This is a genomic window from Kibdelosporangium banguiense (genome assembly GCF_017876405.1).
GTDB classification, from domain to species: domain Bacteria; phylum Actinomycetota; class Actinomycetes; order Mycobacteriales; family Pseudonocardiaceae; genus Kibdelosporangium; species Kibdelosporangium banguiense.
In genome coordinates this window covers 10,373,233-10,392,538 of record NZ_JAGINW010000001.1, presented here as the reverse complement: position 1 = coordinate 10,392,538, position 19,306 = coordinate 10,373,233, and the positions used below count along the sequence as shown (strand labels likewise).

At 67.9% G+C, this 19,306-nt stretch carries 15 protein-coding genes; all 15 read right to left on the bottom strand.

Going from position 1 to position 19,306, the window contains the following annotated elements; all coding sequences use genetic code 11:
• Positions 1 to 90 precede the first annotated feature (90 nt).
• The 15 genes from JOF56_RS46770 to JOF56_RS46700 are packed head-to-tail and all read right to left on the bottom strand — an operon-like array spanning position 91 to position 19,298.
• Positions 91 to 1,365: an activator-dependent family glycosyltransferase gene (locus JOF56_RS46770; RefSeq protein WP_209645950.1), complete on the bottom strand. Its 1,275-nt coding sequence runs from the start codon at positions 1,363 to 1,365 to the stop codon at positions 91 to 93.
• Positions 1,362 to 2,621, bottom strand: coding sequence for an activator-dependent family glycosyltransferase (locus JOF56_RS46765; protein ID WP_209645949.1), 1,260 nt, complete (start codon positions 2,619 to 2,621; stop codon positions 1,362 to 1,364). The genes JOF56_RS46770 and JOF56_RS46765 overlap by 4 nt, the downstream gene beginning before the upstream one ends.
• 33 nt (positions 2,622 to 2,654) lie before the next feature.
• Complete coding sequence (locus JOF56_RS46760; RefSeq protein WP_209645948.1) at positions 2,655 to 3,932, bottom strand: activator-dependent family glycosyltransferase; 1,278 nt, start codon at positions 3,930 to 3,932, stop codon at positions 2,655 to 2,657.
• Between the two features lie 21 nt (positions 3,933 to 3,953).
• Positions 3,954 to 5,225 (bottom strand): activator-dependent family glycosyltransferase, encoded by a 1,272-nt coding sequence (locus tag JOF56_RS46755; RefSeq protein WP_209645947.1) that lies wholly within the window; start codon positions 5,223 to 5,225, stop codon positions 3,954 to 3,956.
• Positions 5,226 to 5,234: 9 nt separating this feature from the next.
• Positions 5,235 to 6,512 carry an activator-dependent family glycosyltransferase gene (locus JOF56_RS46750; protein WP_209645946.1) on the bottom strand — a complete coding sequence of 426 codons (1,278 nt, stop codon included), beginning with the start codon at positions 6,510 to 6,512 and terminating at the stop codon, positions 5,235 to 5,237.
• 27 nt (positions 6,513 to 6,539) lie between these two features.
• A complete protein-coding gene (locus JOF56_RS46745; RefSeq protein WP_209645945.1) occupies positions 6,540 to 7,817 on the bottom strand; it encodes an activator-dependent family glycosyltransferase in 1,278 nt (425 codons plus the stop codon).
• 19 nt (positions 7,818 to 7,836) lie between these two features.
• A complete protein-coding gene (locus JOF56_RS46740) occupies positions 7,837 to 9,123 on the bottom strand; it encodes an activator-dependent family glycosyltransferase (protein ID WP_209645944.1) in 1,287 nt (428 codons plus the stop codon).
• 5 nt (positions 9,124 to 9,128) lie between these two features.
• Positions 9,129 to 10,418 (bottom strand): activator-dependent family glycosyltransferase, encoded by a 1,290-nt coding sequence (locus tag JOF56_RS46735; protein WP_209645943.1) that lies wholly within the window; start codon positions 10,416 to 10,418, stop codon positions 9,129 to 9,131.
• A gap of 33 nt (positions 10,419 to 10,451) precedes the next feature.
• A complete protein-coding gene (locus JOF56_RS46730; RefSeq protein ID WP_209645942.1) occupies positions 10,452 to 11,720 on the bottom strand; it encodes an activator-dependent family glycosyltransferase in 1,269 nt (422 codons plus the stop codon).
• A 22-nt stretch (positions 11,721 to 11,742) separates the two neighbouring features.
• Positions 11,743 to 13,023 (bottom strand): activator-dependent family glycosyltransferase, encoded by a 1,281-nt coding sequence (locus JOF56_RS46725; RefSeq protein ID WP_209645941.1) that lies wholly within the window; start codon positions 13,021 to 13,023, stop codon positions 11,743 to 11,745.
• 43 nt (positions 13,024 to 13,066) lie between these two features.
• Complete coding sequence (locus JOF56_RS46720) at positions 13,067 to 14,347, bottom strand: activator-dependent family glycosyltransferase (protein ID WP_209645940.1); 1,281 nt, start codon at positions 14,345 to 14,347, stop codon at positions 13,067 to 13,069.
• Positions 14,348 to 14,381: 34 nt separating this feature from the next.
• Positions 14,382 to 15,653, bottom strand: coding sequence for an activator-dependent family glycosyltransferase (locus JOF56_RS46715; protein WP_209645939.1), 1,272 nt, complete (start codon positions 15,651 to 15,653; stop codon positions 14,382 to 14,384).
• 21 nt (positions 15,654 to 15,674) lie between these two features.
• On the bottom strand, positions 15,675 to 16,979 hold the full coding sequence (locus tag JOF56_RS46710) for an activator-dependent family glycosyltransferase (RefSeq protein WP_209645938.1): 1,305 nt from the start codon (positions 16,977 to 16,979) through the stop codon (positions 15,675 to 15,677).
• 23 nt (positions 16,980 to 17,002) lie between these two features.
• Positions 17,003 to 18,277, bottom strand: a complete 1,275-nt coding sequence (locus JOF56_RS46705) for an activator-dependent family glycosyltransferase (RefSeq protein WP_209645937.1) — start codon at positions 18,275 to 18,277, stop codon at positions 17,003 to 17,005.
• 13 nt (positions 18,278 to 18,290) lie between these two features.
• A complete protein-coding gene (locus tag JOF56_RS46700) occupies positions 18,291 to 19,298 on the bottom strand; it encodes an NAD-dependent epimerase/dehydratase family protein (RefSeq protein ID WP_307855574.1) in 1,008 nt (335 codons plus the stop codon).
• Between the last annotated feature and the right edge of the window lie 8 nt (positions 19,299 to 19,306).

Genomic DNA, 19,306 nt, shown 5'->3' with positions numbered 1-19,306 from the left:
GGGTCAACGAGATCGCGCTCCTCGGCTCGGTTTGGGCAACCGCGGGTTGGCGCAGATGGAAAAGCCCAGTCGCACGTGGTGATGTTGCCGTCAGGCGGTGCGGTGCTTGGTGGTGAGTTCCTCAAGCCTGCCGACGAGTTCGTTGGGACTGGGTAGGGCGCGCATCTCGTCGCGCAGGCGCTGAGCTCCCTGTTGGAAGGTGGGGCCGAGCAGGCGATGGACGGCGTCGCGGACGGCGTCGCCGGATGCCTCGCTGGGTGGGATGCGTAGGCCGGCGCCGAGGGCGGCGAGGTTGCGGCCGAGGATGGGCTCGTCGAAGTGGTAGGGGAGGGTCAGCTGCGGGACTCCGTGGACGGCGAAGGTGGAGAGCGTCCCGCCACCGGCGTGGTTGATGGCGGCTGAGCAGGTCGAGGCGAGTGCGTCCAGCGGAACCCAGGTCTCCAGGCGGGTGTTGGCCGGCACGCGGTCCAGTTTCGCCTCCTCGGCCTCGTCGAGGACGGCGACGACTTCGATGTCCAGGCCGGCCAGCTTGTCGAGGATGTCCTGCAGGCTGAAGGCGAAACCGTTGAAGAAGCCGGTGGCGGTGAAGCCCATGGTGATCGCGATCCGGGGGCGTTGCGCGGACACCTGCAGCCAGCGGGGGATGCTGGCCCGACCCCCATAAGGGATGTAGCGGCTGTGCAGGTAGTCCAGGCCCTCAGCCTCGATCTGCAGGCCGCGTGGGTACTGGTCGATCGTGAAATGCCCGCACGTCATGTCCTCGGTGAACTCCGCGCCGTACTTGCGGGCGTAGCCGCCGAGCCAGTCGGCGAGCGGGTCGGCCTGCTGCTCCGGCGGTCGCGCGTCCTTCAACTGGAGGAATCGCTGCCGCGCGACGCCGAACGCGTCGATGCCGAACAGCATGCGGGCGTGGGCAGCACCGCAGGCCTTGGCGGCGATCGAGCCGGCCAGGGTGAACGGTTCCCAGATGACGAGGTCCGGCTGCCACTGCCGGGCGAACGCGACCAGCCCGCTGATCATCGGGAAGTTTTCGTACTTGGACCGCTCCGCGTCCTCGGCGTACGCCGACAGCATGCCTTCCCAGGTGGCTGTTTCCGGACAGTCCACGACGTCGTACGGCGGGTGCAGGCCGGGCCGTGCCTCCTCGAGCATCTCGGGCGTCACCCGCATCGCCGTGAGCAGCCGGTCGGACGTGGTCTGCCGGCCGACCGGAACGGAGGTGAGCCCGGCCCCGGTGACGTGTGGTGTGGCGAAGTCCTGGTTGGCGACGCGGACCTCGTGCCCGGCGGTGCGCAGTGCCCAGGCGAGCGACACCATCGGGTGCAGGAAGCTCCCGTCGTTGACGGTGGCGAACAACACCTTCATGGTCGCTCCTGACGATGCTTGATGGTGAGTTCTTCGAGTTGGCCGACGAGCTCGTTGGGAGTGGGCAGCGCGAAGATGTCGCTGCGCAGCTGCTGGGCGCCGCGCTGGTACGCGGGGTCGTGCAGCAACGCGCGCACCCCTTCGACGACCGCGGTCCCGGTGACCTCGCCACCCTGCAGCGTCAGCGAACCGCCCACCTGCGCCGAACGCCGGGCCAGTTCGGGTTCGTCGAAGTCCCACGGCAGGTTGAGCTGGGGCACGCCATGACGGGCGGTGGTGAGGAATGTGCCGGGCCCGGTGTGGTTGATCACGACCGAACAGGTTGCCGCGAGCGCGTCGAGCGGGACGTAGGAGACGAGCCGGACGTTGTCCGGGAGGGTGCCGAGCTTGTGCTGCTCGGATTCCGCGATGGTGGCCACCACCTCGATGTCCAATTCGGACAGACAGCGCAGCATGCCAGCCAGGTCGACAGTGTAGCCGGTGAACTGTTCGGTGGCGGTGCTGCCGAGGGTGAGCGCGACCCGGGGGCGTTCGGGTCGCGCGTGCAGCCACTTCGGTATCACCGCCGTCCCGCCGTAGGGCGTGTACTGGTACGGCAGGTAATGCAGGCCTTCCGCTTCCATCCGCAGGGAATCGGGCAGTGGGTCGATGGTGAAATGCCCGGTGACCAAGTTCTCTGTGAAGTCGAATCCGTACTTGCGGGCGTAGCCGCTGAGCCAGTCCGCGAGCGGGTCGGGCTGTTCGCCCTTCACACGCAGGTAGTTCTCGCGGGTGACACCGAAGACGTCGATGCTCCACATCAGACGGGCATGGGCCGCGCCGCACGCCTCCGCCGCGAGTGCGCCGGCATGCGTGGTGGGCTCCCAGATCACGAGGGCGGGCTGCCACTGGCGGGCGTAGCTGACCAGGCCGTCGATGAGCGGGAAGTTGTTCACCTTGTGCCACAACGCCAGCATGAACCGGTAGCCGGTGTGCATGGCCTCCCGGCTGATGTCCTGCGGGCGCATCACCGCCGTGTCGTACGGCGCGGGCAGGCCGGGCTCGGCGTGGTCGGGGTTGGCCTCGGCCAGCCGGTGCCAGCTGGTGTCGTGCCCGTCCACCGGGACAGCGGTGAGCCCGGTCCGGGTGACCTCGTCGGCGAATCGCGACTGGCACGCGAACCGCACCTCGTGGCCCGCGGTCCGCAGCGCCCAGGCCAGCGGCACCATGCTGAACAGGTGCGTTCGCTGCGAGTAAGTGGTGAACAGGATGCGCATCGTGGTTCCCCCAATGGGATCACCGCTGGGTGATCAGCGGGTGCGGTACTTCACAGTCAGCTCTTCGATCCGGCCGACGATGTCGTTCGGCGTGGGCAGCGCGAAGATCTCGTCGCGCAGTGCGGTGGCGCGCTCGCCGAACACCGGCTGGGTCAGCAGCCGCCGCACGCTGTCCCGGACGTTGTCGCCGGTCACCTTGCTGGCGTGGATCTCCAGCCCGGCGCCTTGCTCGGCGAGCATCCGGCCGAGCAGCGGCTGGTCGAAGTGATAGTGCAGGGCGAGCTGGGGTACCGGATGACGCGCGGTCGTGGCGAGTGTGGCGAGACCGGCGTGGTGGATGACCGCCGAGCACGTCGGAACGATGGCGTGCCATGGGACATAGGGCACGAGCCGCACGTTGGCCGGGACGGCGCCGAGCTTGTGCTGCTCGGACTCCGCGACGGTGGCCACCAGCTCGATGTCCAGTTCGGACAGTGCGGTCAGGATGTCGATCAGCGGGACCGTGTAGCCGTTGTAGACATCGGTCGCGGTGCTGCCAAGGGTGAGCGCGACGCGCGGCCGTTCTGGTGGCGCCTGCAACCACTTCGGGACGATCGCGGGTCCGCCATATGGCACGTACTGCGTGCGGACGTAGTCCACGCCATCGGCCACCATTTGCAGACTGCGCGGGAACTGGTCGATGGTGAACTGCCCGGTGACCATGTCCTCGGTGAACTCGAACCCGTACTTGCGCCCATAGGCCGAGAACCAGTCCGCGTACGGGTCTTCCTGCTTCTCAGCAGGCTGCTCCGCCTTCAGCCGGAGGAACTGGTTACGGGTCTCGGCGAACACGTCGACGCTGAAGAGCATCCGGGCGTGCGCCGCACCGCATGCCTTGGCCGCGATCGGGCCGCAGAGGGTGAACGGGTGCCAGACGACCAGATCGGGCTGCCACTGCCTGGCGAAGTTCACCAGGCCGCCCAGCATGGGGAACATCTCGAACTTGAGCGACTCGAGCGCGCCCGCGCACGCCTCCAGCGTGTCCTGCCAAGTGGCGTTGCCGGGGTCGTTCACGATGTCGTACGGGGGCGGCAGCCCGGCACGGTACTTCTCGACGACCTCGGGTGTCACGCCCCGCGCCACGAGCATCCGGCCGTCGCCGGTCGGCCGGCCGGCCGGCACGGCGGTCAGCCCGGCCTGGGTGATCGTGTCGGTGAAGTCGGGCGTGCTGGCGACCACGACCTCGTGGCCCGCGGTGCGCAACGCCCACGCCATCGGCACGAGGTACAGGAACGTGCTCTTCTGGGGCAGAACGGTGAACAGGATGCGCATGGTGTCCTCGGTCCTGACGTCTCAGTGGGCGCGGTACTTGGTGGTGAGCTGCTCGAGCCGGCCGACGAGCTCGCAGGGTGGGGGCATGGCGGTGATCTCGTCGCGTAGCCGGGTGGCGCTGTCGCGAAATCCGGGTTCTTCCAGCAGCCGCAACAGTTGCTCGCGGATGTTCTTGCCCGTGACCTGCTCGCCGCAGAGCATCAGCGACGCGCCCTGCCGCGCCGAGCGGCGGGCCAGCTCCGGCTCGTCGAAGTCCCACGGCACGTTGAGTTGCGGTACGCCGTTCCTCGCTGTGGTGAGGTATGTGCCGGGTCCGGTGTGGTTGATCATTACTGAGCAGGTGGCTGCGAGGGCGTCGAGCGGGACGTAGTTGACGACGCGTGTGTTGTCCGGGACCCGGCTGAGTTTGTGTTGTTCGGATTCGGCGATGGTGGCTACGACTTCGATGTCCAGTTCGGACAGTGCGTCGAACGCGTCCTGGACGGAGAAGGAGTATCCGGCGAACCGGTCGGTGGCGGTAGTGCCGAGGCTGAAGCCGACGCGGGGGCGCTCAGGTCGCGTCCGCAGCCATGTCGGGACGACGGTCGGCCCGCCGTACGGGATGTACTGGATGGGTACGTAGTGCAGGCTGCCGGCTGTCATCCGCAGCGACGGGGGCATCTGGTCGATGGTGAAATGCCCGGTGACCATGTCCTCGGTGAACTCGTAGCCGTACTTGCCGCCGTAGCCGCCAAGCCATTCGGCGAGTGGATCACCGTGTTCCCCAGGCGGAGCTTGTGCCTGCAGCCGCAGGAAATGCTCACGCGTGGCGCCGAGAACGTCGATGCTCCAGAGCATGCGGGCGTGGGCGGCGCCGCAGGCCTTGGCAGCGATCGCGCCGGCGTAGCTGAGTGGTTCCCAGATGACAAGGTCGGGTTGCCAGTGGCGGGCGAAGTCCACGACCCCCGCGATGATCGGGAAGTTCTCCGGCTTGTGTCCCTTGGTCACCGCGTGCAGGTGCCCGTACAGCTGCTCGGGCCAGGTGATGCCGTCCGGGTCCTCGACGATGTTCCACGGAACCGGCAGGCCCATCCGGGATTTCTCGAGCAGGTCGGGATTCATGCTGTCGACGCGCCACAACGAGGCGTCCCGGCCGACCGGCACGGCGGTGAGCCCGGCCTGGGTGATCGTGTCGGTGAAACCGGGCGCGCTGGCGACTACGACCTCGTGTCCTGCGGCGCGTAAGGCCCATGCGAGCGGCACGGTGTGCAGGAACGTGGTCTTCTCTGGGATGACAGTGAACAGGATGCGCATCGCAGGCCCCTACGACACCCGGGTCCGGTGCTTGACCGTGAGTTCCTCAAGGTCCGCGACGAGCTCGTTGGGAGAGGGCATGGTGGTGATCTCGTCGCGCAGAACACCGGCTTGCCTGCCGAACGCGGGTTCGTCGAGTAGCCGCAGTAGGTATTCGCGGATGTTCTTGCCCGTGACTTCCTCGCCGTGGAGCATGAGTGAGGCGCCGTGTCGTGCTGAGCGTTGGGCGAGTTCGGGCTCGTCGAAGTTCCAGGGCAAGTTGAGTTGTGGGACCCCGTTGCACGCTGTGGTGAGGTATGTGCCGGGTCCGGTGTGGTTGATCATTACTGAGCAGGTGGCTGCGAGGGCGTCGAGCGGGACGTAGTTGACGACGCGTGTGTTGTCCGGGACCCGGCTGAGTTTGTGTTGTTCGGATTCGGCGATGGTGGCTACGACTTCGATGTCCAGTTCGGACAGTGCGTCGAACGCGTCCTGGACGGAGAAGGAGTATCCGGCGAACCGGTCGGTGGCCGTGGTGCCGAGAGTCAGCGCCACCCGGGGCCGCTTTGGCACGGCGTGCAACCACTTCGGGATGACAGCGGGCCCGCCGTACGGGATGTACTGCAAGGGCAGATAGTGCACGGTCTCGGACCGCATGCCCAGACTGGCGGGCATCTGGTCGATGGTGAAATGCCCGGACGTCATGTCCTCGGTGAATTCGTAGCCGTACTTGCGGCCGTAGCTGCCCAGCCAGTCGGCGAGCGGATCGGCCTGCTGCTCGGCGGGTTGCTGCTTCAGCATTCGCAGGAAGTGGTCGCGGGTGACGGCGAAGACGTCGATGCTCCAGAGCATGCGGGCGTGGGCGGCGCCGCAGGCCTTGGCAGCGATCGCGCCGGCGTAGCTGAGTGGTTCCCAGATGACAAGGTCGGGTTGCCAGTGCCGGGCGAAGTTCACCAGACCGGCGACGATCGGGAAGTTCTCCGGTTTGTGACCCTCGTCCACCGCGATGGTGAATCCCTCGAGCAGGTACTCCCACACGGCGTTGCCCGGGTCTGTCACGACGCTCCACGGCAGCGGCAGGCCGGCCCTGGACTGTTCCACCAGTTCCGGGTTGATGCCGTCGACGCGCCACAGCGGGGCATCGCGGCCGACGGGGACCGCGGTGAGCCCGGCTTGCGTGATGGTGTCGGTGAAGCCGGGCGCACTGGCGACGCGGACATCGTGCCCCGCGGTGCGCAGAGCCCATGCCAGGGGCACGGTGTGCAGGAACGTGGTCTTCTCTGGGATGACCGTGAACAGGATGCGCATCGCGGTGTCCTCGTATCGGTTTGGCCGTCAGCGAGTGCGGTATTTGGTGGTGAGTTCTTCGATCCGGCCGACGAGTTCGTTGGGGGTGTCCGTGGCGTGGACTTCGTCGCGTAGCCGGCCGGCTTCCTTGCTGAACGTGGGTTCGTTGAGCAGGCGCAGCACGCCTTCGCGGACGGTGTCGCCAGTGGTGTCGGCGGGGTCGATGGCCAGCCCGGCACCTTGCTCGGCAAGCTTGTGGCCGAGGATCGGTTCGTCGAAGTGGTAGGGCAGGACCAGGTGGGGGACGCCGTACCGGGCGAAGGTCGACAGTGTGCCGAAGCCCGCGTGGTGGATGGCCGCCGAGCACGTCGGAGCGAGGGCGTGCAGCGGTACGTACGGCACGAGCCTGGCGTTGTCCGGTATTCGGCCGAGCTTTTCCTGCTCGGACTGTGCGATCGTGCCGACCACTTCGATGTCCAAATCAGACAGTGCTTCGAGGATGTCGCGCACGCTGACGGCATATCCGCCGAAGTGCTCGGTGGCGGTGGTGCCGAGGGTCAGCGCGATTCGGGGCCTTTCAGGTGTGGTGTGCAGCCACTTCGGCACGACGGCGGCTCCGCCGTACGGGACATACTGCGTGCGGACGTAGTGCACGTCGTCGGCGTCGACCTGCAGGCCGGGCGGGAGCTGGTCGATGGTGAACTGCCCGCATGTCATGTCCTCGGTGAACTCGGCGCCGTACTTGCGGGCGTAGCCACCGAGCCATTCAGCCAGGGGGTCACCTCGGTCCTTGGGTGCCTGCCGGGCCTCCAGACGCTGGAAATGCCGGCGCGCCAAGGCGAAGACATCCACGCCGTGCAACAGCCTGGCGTGCGCGGCACCGCAGGCCTTGGCCGCGATCGCCCCGACCGGCGTGAACGGCTCCCACAGGACCAGATCGGGCTGCCAGTGCCGGGCGAACTCCACCAGGCTGCTCGCCATCGCGAAGACCTCGAACTTCGCGTGCTGAACCGTGTGGTGCCATGCGACGAGCAGGCCGTGCCAGTCGGCGTTACTGGGCTGCTCGACCACGTGGTACGGCCACGGCAGGCCCCGCCGCACCACCTCGCGTTCCTCGTCGCTTTCCCCCTGGGCGTCGACGAGCCGGGAGACGCCGAGGTCCCTGCCCACCCCGACAGCGGTCAGCCCGGCCTGGGTGATCTCGTCGGCGAACAACGGCTGGCTGGCGACGCGGACGTCATGACCTGCGGTGCGCAGTGCCCAGGCCAGCGGCACCACGCAGGTGAAGGTCGCCGTCCCGGGATTGATGGTGAACAGGATGCGCATGATGTTCGTCTTCTCCGTGTCAGCGGACCCGGTGCTTGGTCGTGAGCTCTTCGAGGTCACCGACCAGCTGGTTCGGCGTGGGCATGGTGTACAGCGCGTCCTGCAGGTGCGCGGCGCGTTCACCGAACGCGGGCTCGTCCAGCAGCCGCGCCACGTTCTTGCAAACGATCTCGCCGGTCGCCTGGTCGGCCCTGATCATCAGCGAGCCGCCCTGTGCCGCGGCACGGCCGGCCAGCAGCGGCGAGTCGAAGTCCCATGCCGCACTCAACTGCGGAACACCGTGTAACGCAGCGGTGAGGAACGTGCCGAAGCCGCCGTGCGTGATGATGGCCGAGCACGTGGCCGCCAGCGCGTCCAGCGGGGCGTAGGAGACGATCCGCGCGTTGTCCGGGACCCGGGTCAGCTTCCGTTGCTCGGACTCCGCGATGGTCGCGACCACCTCCACGTCCATTGTGGACAAGTTGTCGAGGATGTCCTGCACGCTCACCGAGAAGTCCGCACCGTGGTCGGAGAGGCTCACGCCCATACTGAGCGCCACGCGGGGACGCTCCGGCCGGGCGTGCAACCACTTCGGGATCACCGCGGCACCGCCGTAGGGCAGGTACCGCATGGGCACGTAGTGCAGGCCCTCGCCTTCCAGCCGCAGCGAACCGGGCAGCTGGTCGATGGTGAACTGCCCGGTGATCATGTCCTCGGTGAACTCGGTGCCGTACTTACGGGCGTAGCCGTCGAGCCATTCGGCCATCCAGTCCTTGCGGTCGCCTTCCGGCTGCAGGCCCTTGAGCCGCAGGAACTCGCTGCGGGTGTAGCCGAAGACGTCGACGCTCCACAGCAGTCGTGCGTGCGCCGCGCCGCAGGCCTTGGCCGCGATCGGGCCCGCGAAGGCCAACGGCTCCCACAGGATCAGGTCGGGCTGCCAGTGCCGGGCGAAGTTGACGACCCCGCCGATCATCGGGAAGCTCGCCTGCTTGTGCCAGACCAGCAGCGTGTTGCCGTAGCTCTGGGCCATGTGCGCCCAGGTGGCCTTCTCCGGGGATTCCGCGACGTCGTACGGCGGGTGTTCCTGCAGGCCGTACTTCGGTTTCCAGGTCCAGTCCCGGAAGTCGTCGTGCCGGGGGATCAGGTCCCACAGGTCGACGTCACGGCCGACTGGCACGGCGGTCAGCCCTGCCTGGGTGACGGTGTCGGCGAACCTCGGCTGGCTGGCGAACATCACCTCGTGACCCGCGGTCCGCAGCGCCCATGCCAGCGGTACCAGCGCATAGAAGTGCGCCTTCTCCGGGTTAACGACGAACAGCACACGCATCGCTGTCAGCTCCGTCCTGCGATAGCCGGGGCGCGGCGGTGGTCAGAGGCCAGCTTCTCGAGATAACGGACCAGCTCGTTCGGGCTTGGCATCGCCATTACCTCGTCGCGCAACCGGTCCGCGCCTTGTTGGTATGCGGGCTCGGTGAGAATCCGGACCAGCCGGTCGTGCACGAGCGCGCCGGACGCCTGGGACAGGTTCAGGGCGAGGCCAGCGCCGTGTGCCGCGACCTTCTGGGCCAGCGAAGGCCCGTCGCTGTTCCAGGGCACGACCAGTTGCGGCTTTCCGTACTGCGCCGTGGTGAGCAGCGTGCCGATGCCGCCGTGGTGCATGATCGCCGTGCAGGTGGGGACCAAGGCGTGCAGCGGGGCGAAGGTCACCATTCGGACGTTGTCCGGAACGGTTCCGACGTGCTGCTGGGCTGTCTTGGACAGGGTGGCGACTATCTCGACGTCCAGTTCGGCCAGTCCGGCGAACAGGTCCGGCAGTTCGATGGCGTGCCCGGTCAGCTCGGCGGTGCTGATCCCCATGGTGATCGCGACGCGCTGCTTCTCAGGCTGCTTCTGCAGCCAGGCAGGCACAGCGGCCGGGCCGCCGTAGGGGACGTAGCGCATCGGCACGTAGTTCAGATCGGCCTCGACACTGAGGGACGGCGGCACGACAGTGATGGTGAACTGGCCGGTGACAAGGTCCTCACTGAAGTCGAACCCGTACTTGCGGGCGTACGGCCCGAGCCAGTCGGCCAGCGGGTCGGCCTGCTGATCGGCCGGCTGCTCGGCCTTGAGCCGCAGGAAGTGCTTGCGTGCCACGCCATAGGTGTCGAGGCTGAACAGCAGCCGTGCGTGCGCGGCGCCGCACGCCTCGGCGGCGATCGCGCCCGCGTAGGTGGACGGCTCCCAGATGACCAGGTCCGGCTGCCAGTGCTTGGTGAAGGCGACCAGGTCCGGGATCAGCGGGACATTGCTCATCTTGTGCCACCGGGGCACATGCAGGTCGTAGCCGAACTTCAGGTAGTTCCAGGTGACCTGGTTCTCGGGCCAGTCGACCGTGTCGTAGGGGATCGGGATGCCGTTCATCCCGACGGCCAGCCAGTCCAGGTCGTTGGTCATGACCTGCCAGAGATCACGGTTGGAGCCGATCGGTACCGCGGTCAGCCCGGCCTGGGTGATGGTGTCGGCGAACTTGGGCGCGCTGGCGAAGACGACCTCGTGGCCTGCTGTGCGCAGCGCCCACGCCAACGGTGCCATGGCCAGGAAATGGGTCTTCTCCGGGTATGTGGTGAAGAGGATTCTCATTGTGTAGTCCCAAAGCTGGTGATGGCTGGTGTGTCAGCGCGTGCGGTACTTGGTGGTGAGCTCCTCGAGCGTGCCGACGAGCTCGTTGGGGGAGGGCAGCGCGAACATCTCGTCGCGCAGTGCGGTGGCGCGCTCGCCGAACTGGGGTTCGGTCAGCAGGCGTAGCAAGCTTTCGCGGACGTTGTCCCCGGTGACCTTGGTGGTGTGGATCTCCAGGCCCGCGCCCTGCTCGCGCAACAGGCGGGCGAGGATGGGCTGGTCGTAGTGGTAGTGCAGGGACAGGTGCGGAATCGGGTGCCGGGCCGCGGTGGCCAGGGTCGCGGCGCCCGCATGGTGGATGATCGCCGAGCAGGTCGCCACCAGCGCGTGCATCGGCGCGTACGGCACCAGTCGCGCGTTGTCCGGGATACGGCCGAGTTTGGCCTGTTCGGCCTCGGTGACCGTGCCGACCAGTTCGATGTCCAAATCGGACAGCGACTCGAGGATGTCGGCGATCGGCACGTTGTAGCCGCCGTACACCTGGGTCGCGGACAACCCCAGGGTGAGTGCGACACGGGGCCGCTGCGGCGGGGCCTGCAGCCATTTCGGGACGACGGCCGGGCCGCCGTAGGGGATGTACTGCATCCGGACGTAGTCAAGGTCTTCGGCCTCGACCTGCAGGCTGCGCGGGAACTGGTCGATGGTGAAGTGACCGGTCGCCATGTCCTCGGTGTACTCGTAGCCGTACTTGCGGCCGTAGCCGCCGAGCCAGCCCGCGAGCGGGTCGGTCTGCTCGGCGGCCGGCTGCTCGGCGTTCAGCCGCCGGTACAGCTGCCGGAAGCTGCCGTAGACGTCGATGCCGAACAGCAGACGTGCGTGCGCGGCACCACAGGCCTTGGCCGCGATGGGGCCCGCGAAGGTCAGCGGGTCCCAGATCACCAGGTCCGGCTGCCACTGCCGGGCGAACTCGACGAGTCCGGCGACCAGCGGGAAGTTGTCGAACTGGTGCCAGTCCACCAGCGCCTCGGCCATCTGGGGTTTGACGTAGTCCCATGTGGCCTTCGCCGGGTCCTCGACGGCGTCGTACGGCGGGATGATCCCGGCCCGCTGCATGTCGGCGTCACCGCCGAGTTCCACCATGCGGCGCAGGTCCAGGCTGCGGCCGACCGGGACAGCGGTGAGGCCGGCCTGGGTGATCTCGTCGGTGAAGCAGGGCTGGCCGGCGAACCTGACCTCGTGCCCGCCGGTGCGTAGCGCCCAGGCGAGCGGGACCATGTACTTGAAGACGGTCCGCTCGGGATTGGTGACGAACAGGACGCGCATCGGGTGTCCTCCTTTTCCGTGGTCAGCGCTTGACGGGGCGATGGTCGGCGGTGAGTTCCGCCAGTTCGCCGACGAGTTGGTTCGGCGCGGGAAGCGCGAGCATCTCGTCGCGCAGCAGCGCGGCCCGCCCGGCGAAGGCAGGCTCGTGCAGCAGTTGCAGCACGTGCTCCCGGATGGCCGCGCCGGTCACGCGTCCACCCGGGATGGTCAGTGCGCAGCCCTGTTCTGTCGCCAGGCGGGCCAGCATCGGCTCGTCGAACTCCCAGGGCACGTTCAGCTGCGGCACCCCGTTCAGCGCGGTGGTGAGCAGCGTGCCAGGGCCCGCGTGGTTGATCACCACCGAGCAGGTGCGGGCGAGGGCGTCGAGCGGGACGTAGGAGACGATCCTGGTGTTGTCCGGCACGCGGCTGAGCTTGTGCTGCTCGGACTCGGCGATGGTGGCGACGAGTTCGATGTCCAGATCGGACAGTGCGTCGAGCGCGTCCTGGACCGAGAACGTGTAGTCACCGAACCATTCGGTGGTGGACGTGCCGAGAGTGAGCGCGACCCGGCGGCGTTTGGGCGGTTCGCAGAGCCACTTCGGCACCACGGAGGCGCCGCCGTAGGGGACGAACCGCATCGGCAGGTAGTGCAGGTCGGCGTTCCGGCGCAGCGAAGCGGGCATGTGGTCGATGGTGAACTGCCCGCTGATCATGTCCTCGGAGAAGTCGTATCCGTACTTCCTGCCGTACGCGGCAAGCCATTCGGCGAGCGGGTCGGCCCGGTCGGACGGTGGTTGCCCGTTCAGCAGTTGGAGGTACCGGTCACGGGTGAGCCCGAAGATGTCGACGCTCCACAATAGACGGGCGTGTGCGGCCCCGCACACCTTCGCGGCGATCGCCCCGGCGTAGGTGGTCGCCTCCCAGATGATCAGGTCTGGTTGCCAGGAACGGGCGAACTCGACCAGGTCGGTGATCAGCGGGACGTTGTTCTGCTTGTGCCAGATCTCCAGGACGTGGCGGTATCCGTCGCGCATCGCCGCCCAGCCGATGCTCTCCCCTGGGTACGCGGCGTTGTACGGCTCGGGCAGCCCGACCCGCTCGGACGAGGCCCGGTCCGGGAACGCCTCGGTCAGCCTGCGCCAGTTGTCGGTGGCCTGTCTGCCGACCGGGACCGCGGTGAGCCCGGCCTGGGTGATGATGTCGGTGAAGAACGGCTGGGTGGCGACGTGGACCTCGTGCCCCGCAGCGCGCAAAGCCCATGCCAGCGGCACCATCGGCTGGAAGATGGGCTTCTCCGGGTATGTCGTGAACAGGATCCGCATTGTGTCTTTCTCTGTGTTCGTATCGGGTGCGGCGGTCGGCGGGTCAGGCCGGACTTCGCACGCCTCGGTACTCGGCGGTCAGCTTCTCCAGGTCGCCGATCACCTCGTTGGGGGCGGGCATCGCCAGTACCTCGGCCTGGAGCCGGTTGGCCGCCAGCTGGAACTTCGGCTCGCGCAGGATTCGTGTCAGGCGGTCCTTCACGGGTCTGCCGGAGCCCTGGAACACATGCAGGGCGAGACCGGCACCCTGCGCTGCGACCTTCTGCGCGAACGAAGGACCGTCGTTGTTCCATGGCAGGAGCAGTTGAGGCTTGCCGTGCACCGCGGTGGTCAGCAACGTGCCGAACCCACCGTGGTGCATCACCGCGGTACAGGTGGGGATGAGCGCGTGCAGGGGCACATATGACACGAGCCGGACGTTGTCCGGCACGGACGGAATGCCCCGCTGCGCCGCCTCGGACAACGTGGCGACGATCTCCACGTCCATGTTGGCCAGTTCGGTGAAGATGTCCGGCAGGTCGACCGCTTCCCCGGTCAGGTCGCCGGTGCTCAGCCCCATGGTGATCGCGACCCGCGGCCGGTCTGGCTCGGCGTTCAGCCACGACGGCACGACCGCCCGCCCGGCGTACGGGATATGCCGTACTGGCAGGTAATGCAGCCCGGCCTCTACCCCGAGTGACGGCGGCACAAGCGAAATCGTGAACTGGCCGGTGATGAGTTCTTCGCTGAACTCGAACCCGTAGCGCGGACCGTACGAGGCGAGCCATTCGGCGAGCGGGTCGCCGCGCTCGGCCGCCGACTGCTCGGCGTTGAGGTCCAGGAAGCGCTCCCTGGCAACGCCGAAACCGTCCACACTGAACAAGATGCGCGCGTGCGCGGCGCCGCAAGCCGCCGCCGCGATGGCCCCGGCATACGTCGACGCCTCCCAGATGACCAGGTCCGGCTGCCACGCACGGGCGAACTCGACCAGGTCCCGTACCAACGGGACATTGCACATCCGGTGCCACATCGGCACCTGGATGTCGTAGCCGTCCTTCAGATAGCTCCAGGTGACCCGGTCGGCCGGCCAGTCCACAGAGTCGTAGGGCACGGGCATCCCGTTCAGCCCGATCCTGAACCAGTTCTCGTCCCTGGCCATGATCTGCCGCAGGTCGCGGTTCGCGCCGACCGGCACCGCGGTCAGGCCCGCCTGGGTGATGACGTCGGCGAACTTCGGCTGGCTGGCGACGCATACCTCATGGCCGGCCGTGCGCAGCGCCCATGCCAGCGGTGCCATCGCCATGAAGTGCGTGTTCTCGGGATAGGTGGCGAACAGGACTCTCATCGCGCCGTCTCTCGTCGTCGTTCCACCGTTGTTTTCACCGGGTGCGGTGTTTCGCGGTGAGTTCCTCCAGGGCTGTCACGACCTGGTTCGGCGTGGGCAGTGCTTCGGTTTCCGCGCGTAGCCGGTTCGCGCCCTCACGGAAGGCCGCGTCGGTCACTAGGCGCTGCACCGCGTCACGGATGCTGTCGCCGGTGGCGACGGACGAGTCGATCGTCAGCCCTGCGCCCTGGCTCGTCAGCCTGTTCGCGAAGATCGGCTCGTCGAAGTGGTACGGCAGGGTGAGTTGCGGTACGGCGTGCTGGGCGAAGGTCGCGAGCGTGCCGAGCCCACCGTGGTGCACGGCCGCGGCGCAGGTGGGGGCCAGCGCGTGCAGGGGCACGTAGGACACCAGCCGAGCGTTGTCCGGGACATGGGCGAGCTTGCGCTGCTCCGCTACCGGGACCGTGGCGACGAGTTCGATGTTCAAATCGGACAGTGAGTCGAGCACTTCGGAGAGCGGTAGGTTGTAGCCGTCGAAGATCTCGGTGGCACTCAACCCCAACGTGAACGCCACGCGAGGGCGGTCGGGCGGCGCTTGCAGCCACTTCGGGACGGTGGCCGGGCCGCCGTAGGGCACGTACCGCATACGGAGGTAGTCCAGGCTGCCGGCCGGGATCTGCAAGCCGGGCGGGAGGTGGTCGATGGTGAAGTTCCCGGTGACCATGTCCTCGGTGAACTCGAAGCCGTATTTCCGTCCGTAGCCCGAGAACCAGTCGGCGAACGGGTCGGTCTGCTGCTCGGCGGGCTGTGCTCGGTTGAGCGCCAGGTAGCGCTCGCGGACCCCGCCGAAGATGTCGATGCTCCACAGCAGACGGGCGTGCGCGGCGCCGCATGCCTTGGCGGCGATAGCACCCGCGAAGGCGAGCGGTTCCCAGATCACCAGGTCGGGCTGCCAGTGCCGGGCGAAATCGACGAGGCCGGCGATCATCGGGAAGTTGGCTGTGCGGTGCCAGCCCCACACAGCCTCGGTCATCCCCGGCTTGAGGTACTCCCACGTGGCCCTGTCCGGGTCGTCGAAGGCGTCGTAGGGCGCCATGATGCCCTTGCGTACGGCGGCGAGCCGGTCCGGCTGGCTCGCCGTGATCCGCCAGAAGTCGCTGGCGTGGCCGACCGGAACGGCGGTGAGACCGGCGTTGGTGACGACATCCACGAAGCCGGGCAGAGTCGCCACGCGGACTTCGTGCCCGGCGGTGCGCAGTGCCCACGCCAATGGCACCAAGTGGTAGAAGAAGGTCTTCTCCTGGTAGGTCGTGAGCAGGATGCGCATGGTCAGTCTCTCGTTGCCGGGTCAGCGGATGCGGTGTTTGGTGGCGAGGGCTTCGAGCTGCGGGACGAGTTGGTTGGGAGTGGGCAGGGCCAGGATCTCGTCGCGCAGGGCCGTGGCGCGCTCGGTGAACCGGGGTTCGGTCAGCAGCCGCTGCACGCTTTCGCGGACGTTGTCCCCGGTGGCCTTGGTGGAGTGGATTTCCAGGCCCGCGCCGTGCTCGGCGAGTTTGCGGGCGAGGAACGGCTGGTCGAAGTGGTAGTGCAGGGCGAGCTGGGGGATGGGGTGCCGTGAGGTGGTGGCGAGAGTGGCGGCACCGGCGTGGTGGATGACTGCCGAGCAGGTGGGAACGAGAGCGTGCCAGGGCACGAAGGGGACGACGCGGACGTTGTCCGGGATGGTGGGAAGTAGGTGTTGCTGTGACTTGGCAACGGTGGCGACGAGTTCGATGTCCAGTGTGGACAATTCGGTGATGATGTCGGCGACCGGCTCGTTGTAGCCGTTGAAGTGCTCGGTGGCGCTCAGGCCGAGGGTCATGGCGACGCGAGGGCGTTGCGGCGGGGTATGCAGCCATTTGGGAATCGACGCGGCGCGGCTGTACGGCACGTACTGCATACGCACGTGGTCCAGCTCGCCGGGCTTTGTCTGCAGGCTCTGCGGGAACTGGTCGACAGTGAAGTTCCCGGTGACCATGTCTTCGGTGAACTCGAAGCCGTATTTCCGTCCGTAGCCAGAGAACCAGTCGGCGAACGGGTCGGTCTGCCGCCCCTCGGGCTGCTCGGCGAGCAGGCGCAGGAAGTGCCCGCGGGTGACGCCGATGACGTCGGGGCCGAAGAGCATCCTGGCGTGCGCGGCGCCGCATGCCTTTGCCGCGATGGGGCCGGAGAACGTCAGCGGGTCCCAGATGATCAGGTCCGGCTGCCAGTGCCGGGCGAACTCGACCAGGCCGCCGATCATCGGCGCGCAGTCCATCCAGTGCCATCCCCGTACGGCGCCGGTCATCCCCGGCTTGAGGTAGTCCCAGGTGGCCTTGTCCGGGTGGTCGAAGGCGTCGTAGGGCTCGGGGACTCCGGCCCGATCGGTCTCAAGCAGGTCCTCCTCGGTGCTCGCCTCCTCCATGGACCGTGCTGTCGAGGAATGGGCGGCCGCGGTGCCGATGCCGTTGCGGCCGACAGGCACAGCGGTCAGCCCTGTGCCGACGATCTCGTCGGTCAGACAGGGCTGACTCGCCACGCGGACCTCGTGTCCCGCGGTGCGCAAGGCCCACGCCAACGGCACCAGGTACATGAAGATGCTGGGTGCCGGGTTGACGGCGAACAGGACGCGCATCGTGCCGTTTCCTCTCCGCCCCGTCACCAGACGGGGGTGCGGTGCTTGATGGTGAGTGCTTCGAGCTGGGGGATGAGGTGGTTGGGGGTGGGTAGCGTGAACATCTCGTCACGCAGGGCGGTGGCGCGCTCGGTGAACCGGGGTTCGGTCAGCAGCCGCTGCACGCTTTCGCGGACGTTGTCCCCGGTGACCTGGGTAGTGTGGATTTCCAGGCCCGCGCCGTGCTCGGCGAGTTTGCGGGCGAGGAACGGCTGGTCGAAGTGGTAGTGCAGGGCCAGTTGGGGCACCGGGTGACGTGCGGTGGTGGCAAGCGTGGCGGCGCCGGCGTGGTGGATGACCGCCGAGCAGGTCGGAACTATGGCGTGCCACGGGACGTAGGGCACGATGCGCACGTTGTCGGGAATGGTGTTGAGCAGGTGCTGTTGTGATTCGGCGACAGTGGCGACGAGTTCGATGTCCAGTGTGGACAACTCGTCGACGATGTCCGCGACCGGGACGTTGTAGCCGTTGAAGTAGTCGGTCGCGCTCAGGCCGAGGGTCATGGCGACGCGGGGGCGGCGAGGCGGCTCCTGTAGCCACTTCGGCACGACAGCCGCGCCTCCGTACGGGATGTACTGCATCGGCAGGTATTCCAGGCCGGACTCCAGGCGCAGCGAACCCGGCAACTGGTCGATGGTGAAGTTGCCGGTGGTCATGTCCTCGGTGAACTCGAAGCCGTACTTGCGCCCATAGCCGGCCAACCAGCCGGCGAGCGGGTCGGCCTGCTGCTCGATCGGCTGGCTTGCCTTGCGCAGCAGGAACTGCTCGCGGGTCGCGCCGAACACGTCGATGCCCCAGAGCAATCGCCCGTGCGCCGCGCCGCATGCCTTGGCCGCGATCGAACCCGCGTAGCAGAGCGGTTCCCAGAGTACGAGGTCCGGCTGCCAGTGCCGGGCGAAATCGACGAGGCCGGCGATCATCGGGAAGTTGGTCAGCCGGTGCCAGCCCCGCACCGCGTCCTGCATCCCGGACAGCAGATAGTCCCAGGTGGCCTTCTCCGGGTGGTCGAAGGCGTCGTAGGGCTCGGCGACGCCGCCACGCAGGTCGCCGAGCTTCTCCGGGTTGTTGGCCGCGACCCGCCACGGATCGCGGTCGTGGCCGACCGGGACGGCGGTCAGCCCGGCCTGGGTGACCGTGGCGGACAGGCGCGGCCCGCTGACAACGCGGACCTCGTGGCCGGCCGTGCGTAGCGCCCAGGCCAGGGGTACGAGGTAGTTGAAGTAGCTCTTCTCCGGGTTCAGCGCCACCAGGATCCGCATCAGGTCCGCCCCTTCAGGCCGTACTCGGTGACGAGTGCCGTGTCATCGCCGCGGCGAGGCAGTCCAGCCCTTCGAGCAGCGAGACCTGCGGCGCCCAGCCGGTGGCGTCCTGGAAGGCCGACGGGTCGAGCACGAAGTCGAGTTGGTCGGTCGGCATCGAGTGCTCCGCGGGCGGCACGCTGGTCACCGGGACCGGTTCGGCCCCGGTGTGCGTGGCCACCGTCTTCGAGATCATCTTGAACAGGCTGGCGATGCTGACCGCCTGGCCGGTACCCACCAGCCAGTACCGGCCCGCCGTGCGCTCAGGCCGGTCCAGCGCTGCGACGAACGCGCGTGCCACGTCGTCGACGCACACCAGGTCGCGCGTGACTGTGCCGTCGTGCCACATGGTCAACGGCTGGTCCGCGAAAGCCCTACGCATCATGGCCGACACCACCCCGCGGTCGAGCGCAGGTGAGTCGGTCCCTTGCGTGTAGAGCGTGGCCAGTCGCAACGTGGTGCCGCGGATCAGGCCTTCTTCGGTGGCGGCCAGGATCGCACGTTCGGCGTCGAGCTTCTGACGGTCGTAGGCGGTCAGCGGTGCGTCGGGCTCACTGCCGTCGATCCGGTCCTTTGAGGACTTGCCGGCCTGGGACATCGACCCGGCGAGCAGCACGACCGGCGGCCGCGCCGGCTGAGCGGTCCGCACGGCTTCGATGAGGTCCTGCACCAGACCGAGGTTGACCCGTTCCGCCACAGGGTCGGTCGAGGACACCCGCCAAGTGCTCGCACCGGAGATGTGCGCGACGAGGTGGATGACGGCGTCGGAGCCGTCGATCGCCTCGGCCACCGCGCCGGGCTCCGTGAGGTCGACCGTGCGCATGTCGATCTCGGCAAGCGGCTGCGGGGGAACGGTGGTCGGCCGCCGCCCGACCAGACGCAGCCGGATGGGCCGCTGCGCCAGCTCGCGGGTGATCGCGGTACCGACCAAGCCGGACGAGCCGAGCACCGTGATGAGTGGTTTCGCCGCGTTCGTGTCCACGGTTCTCC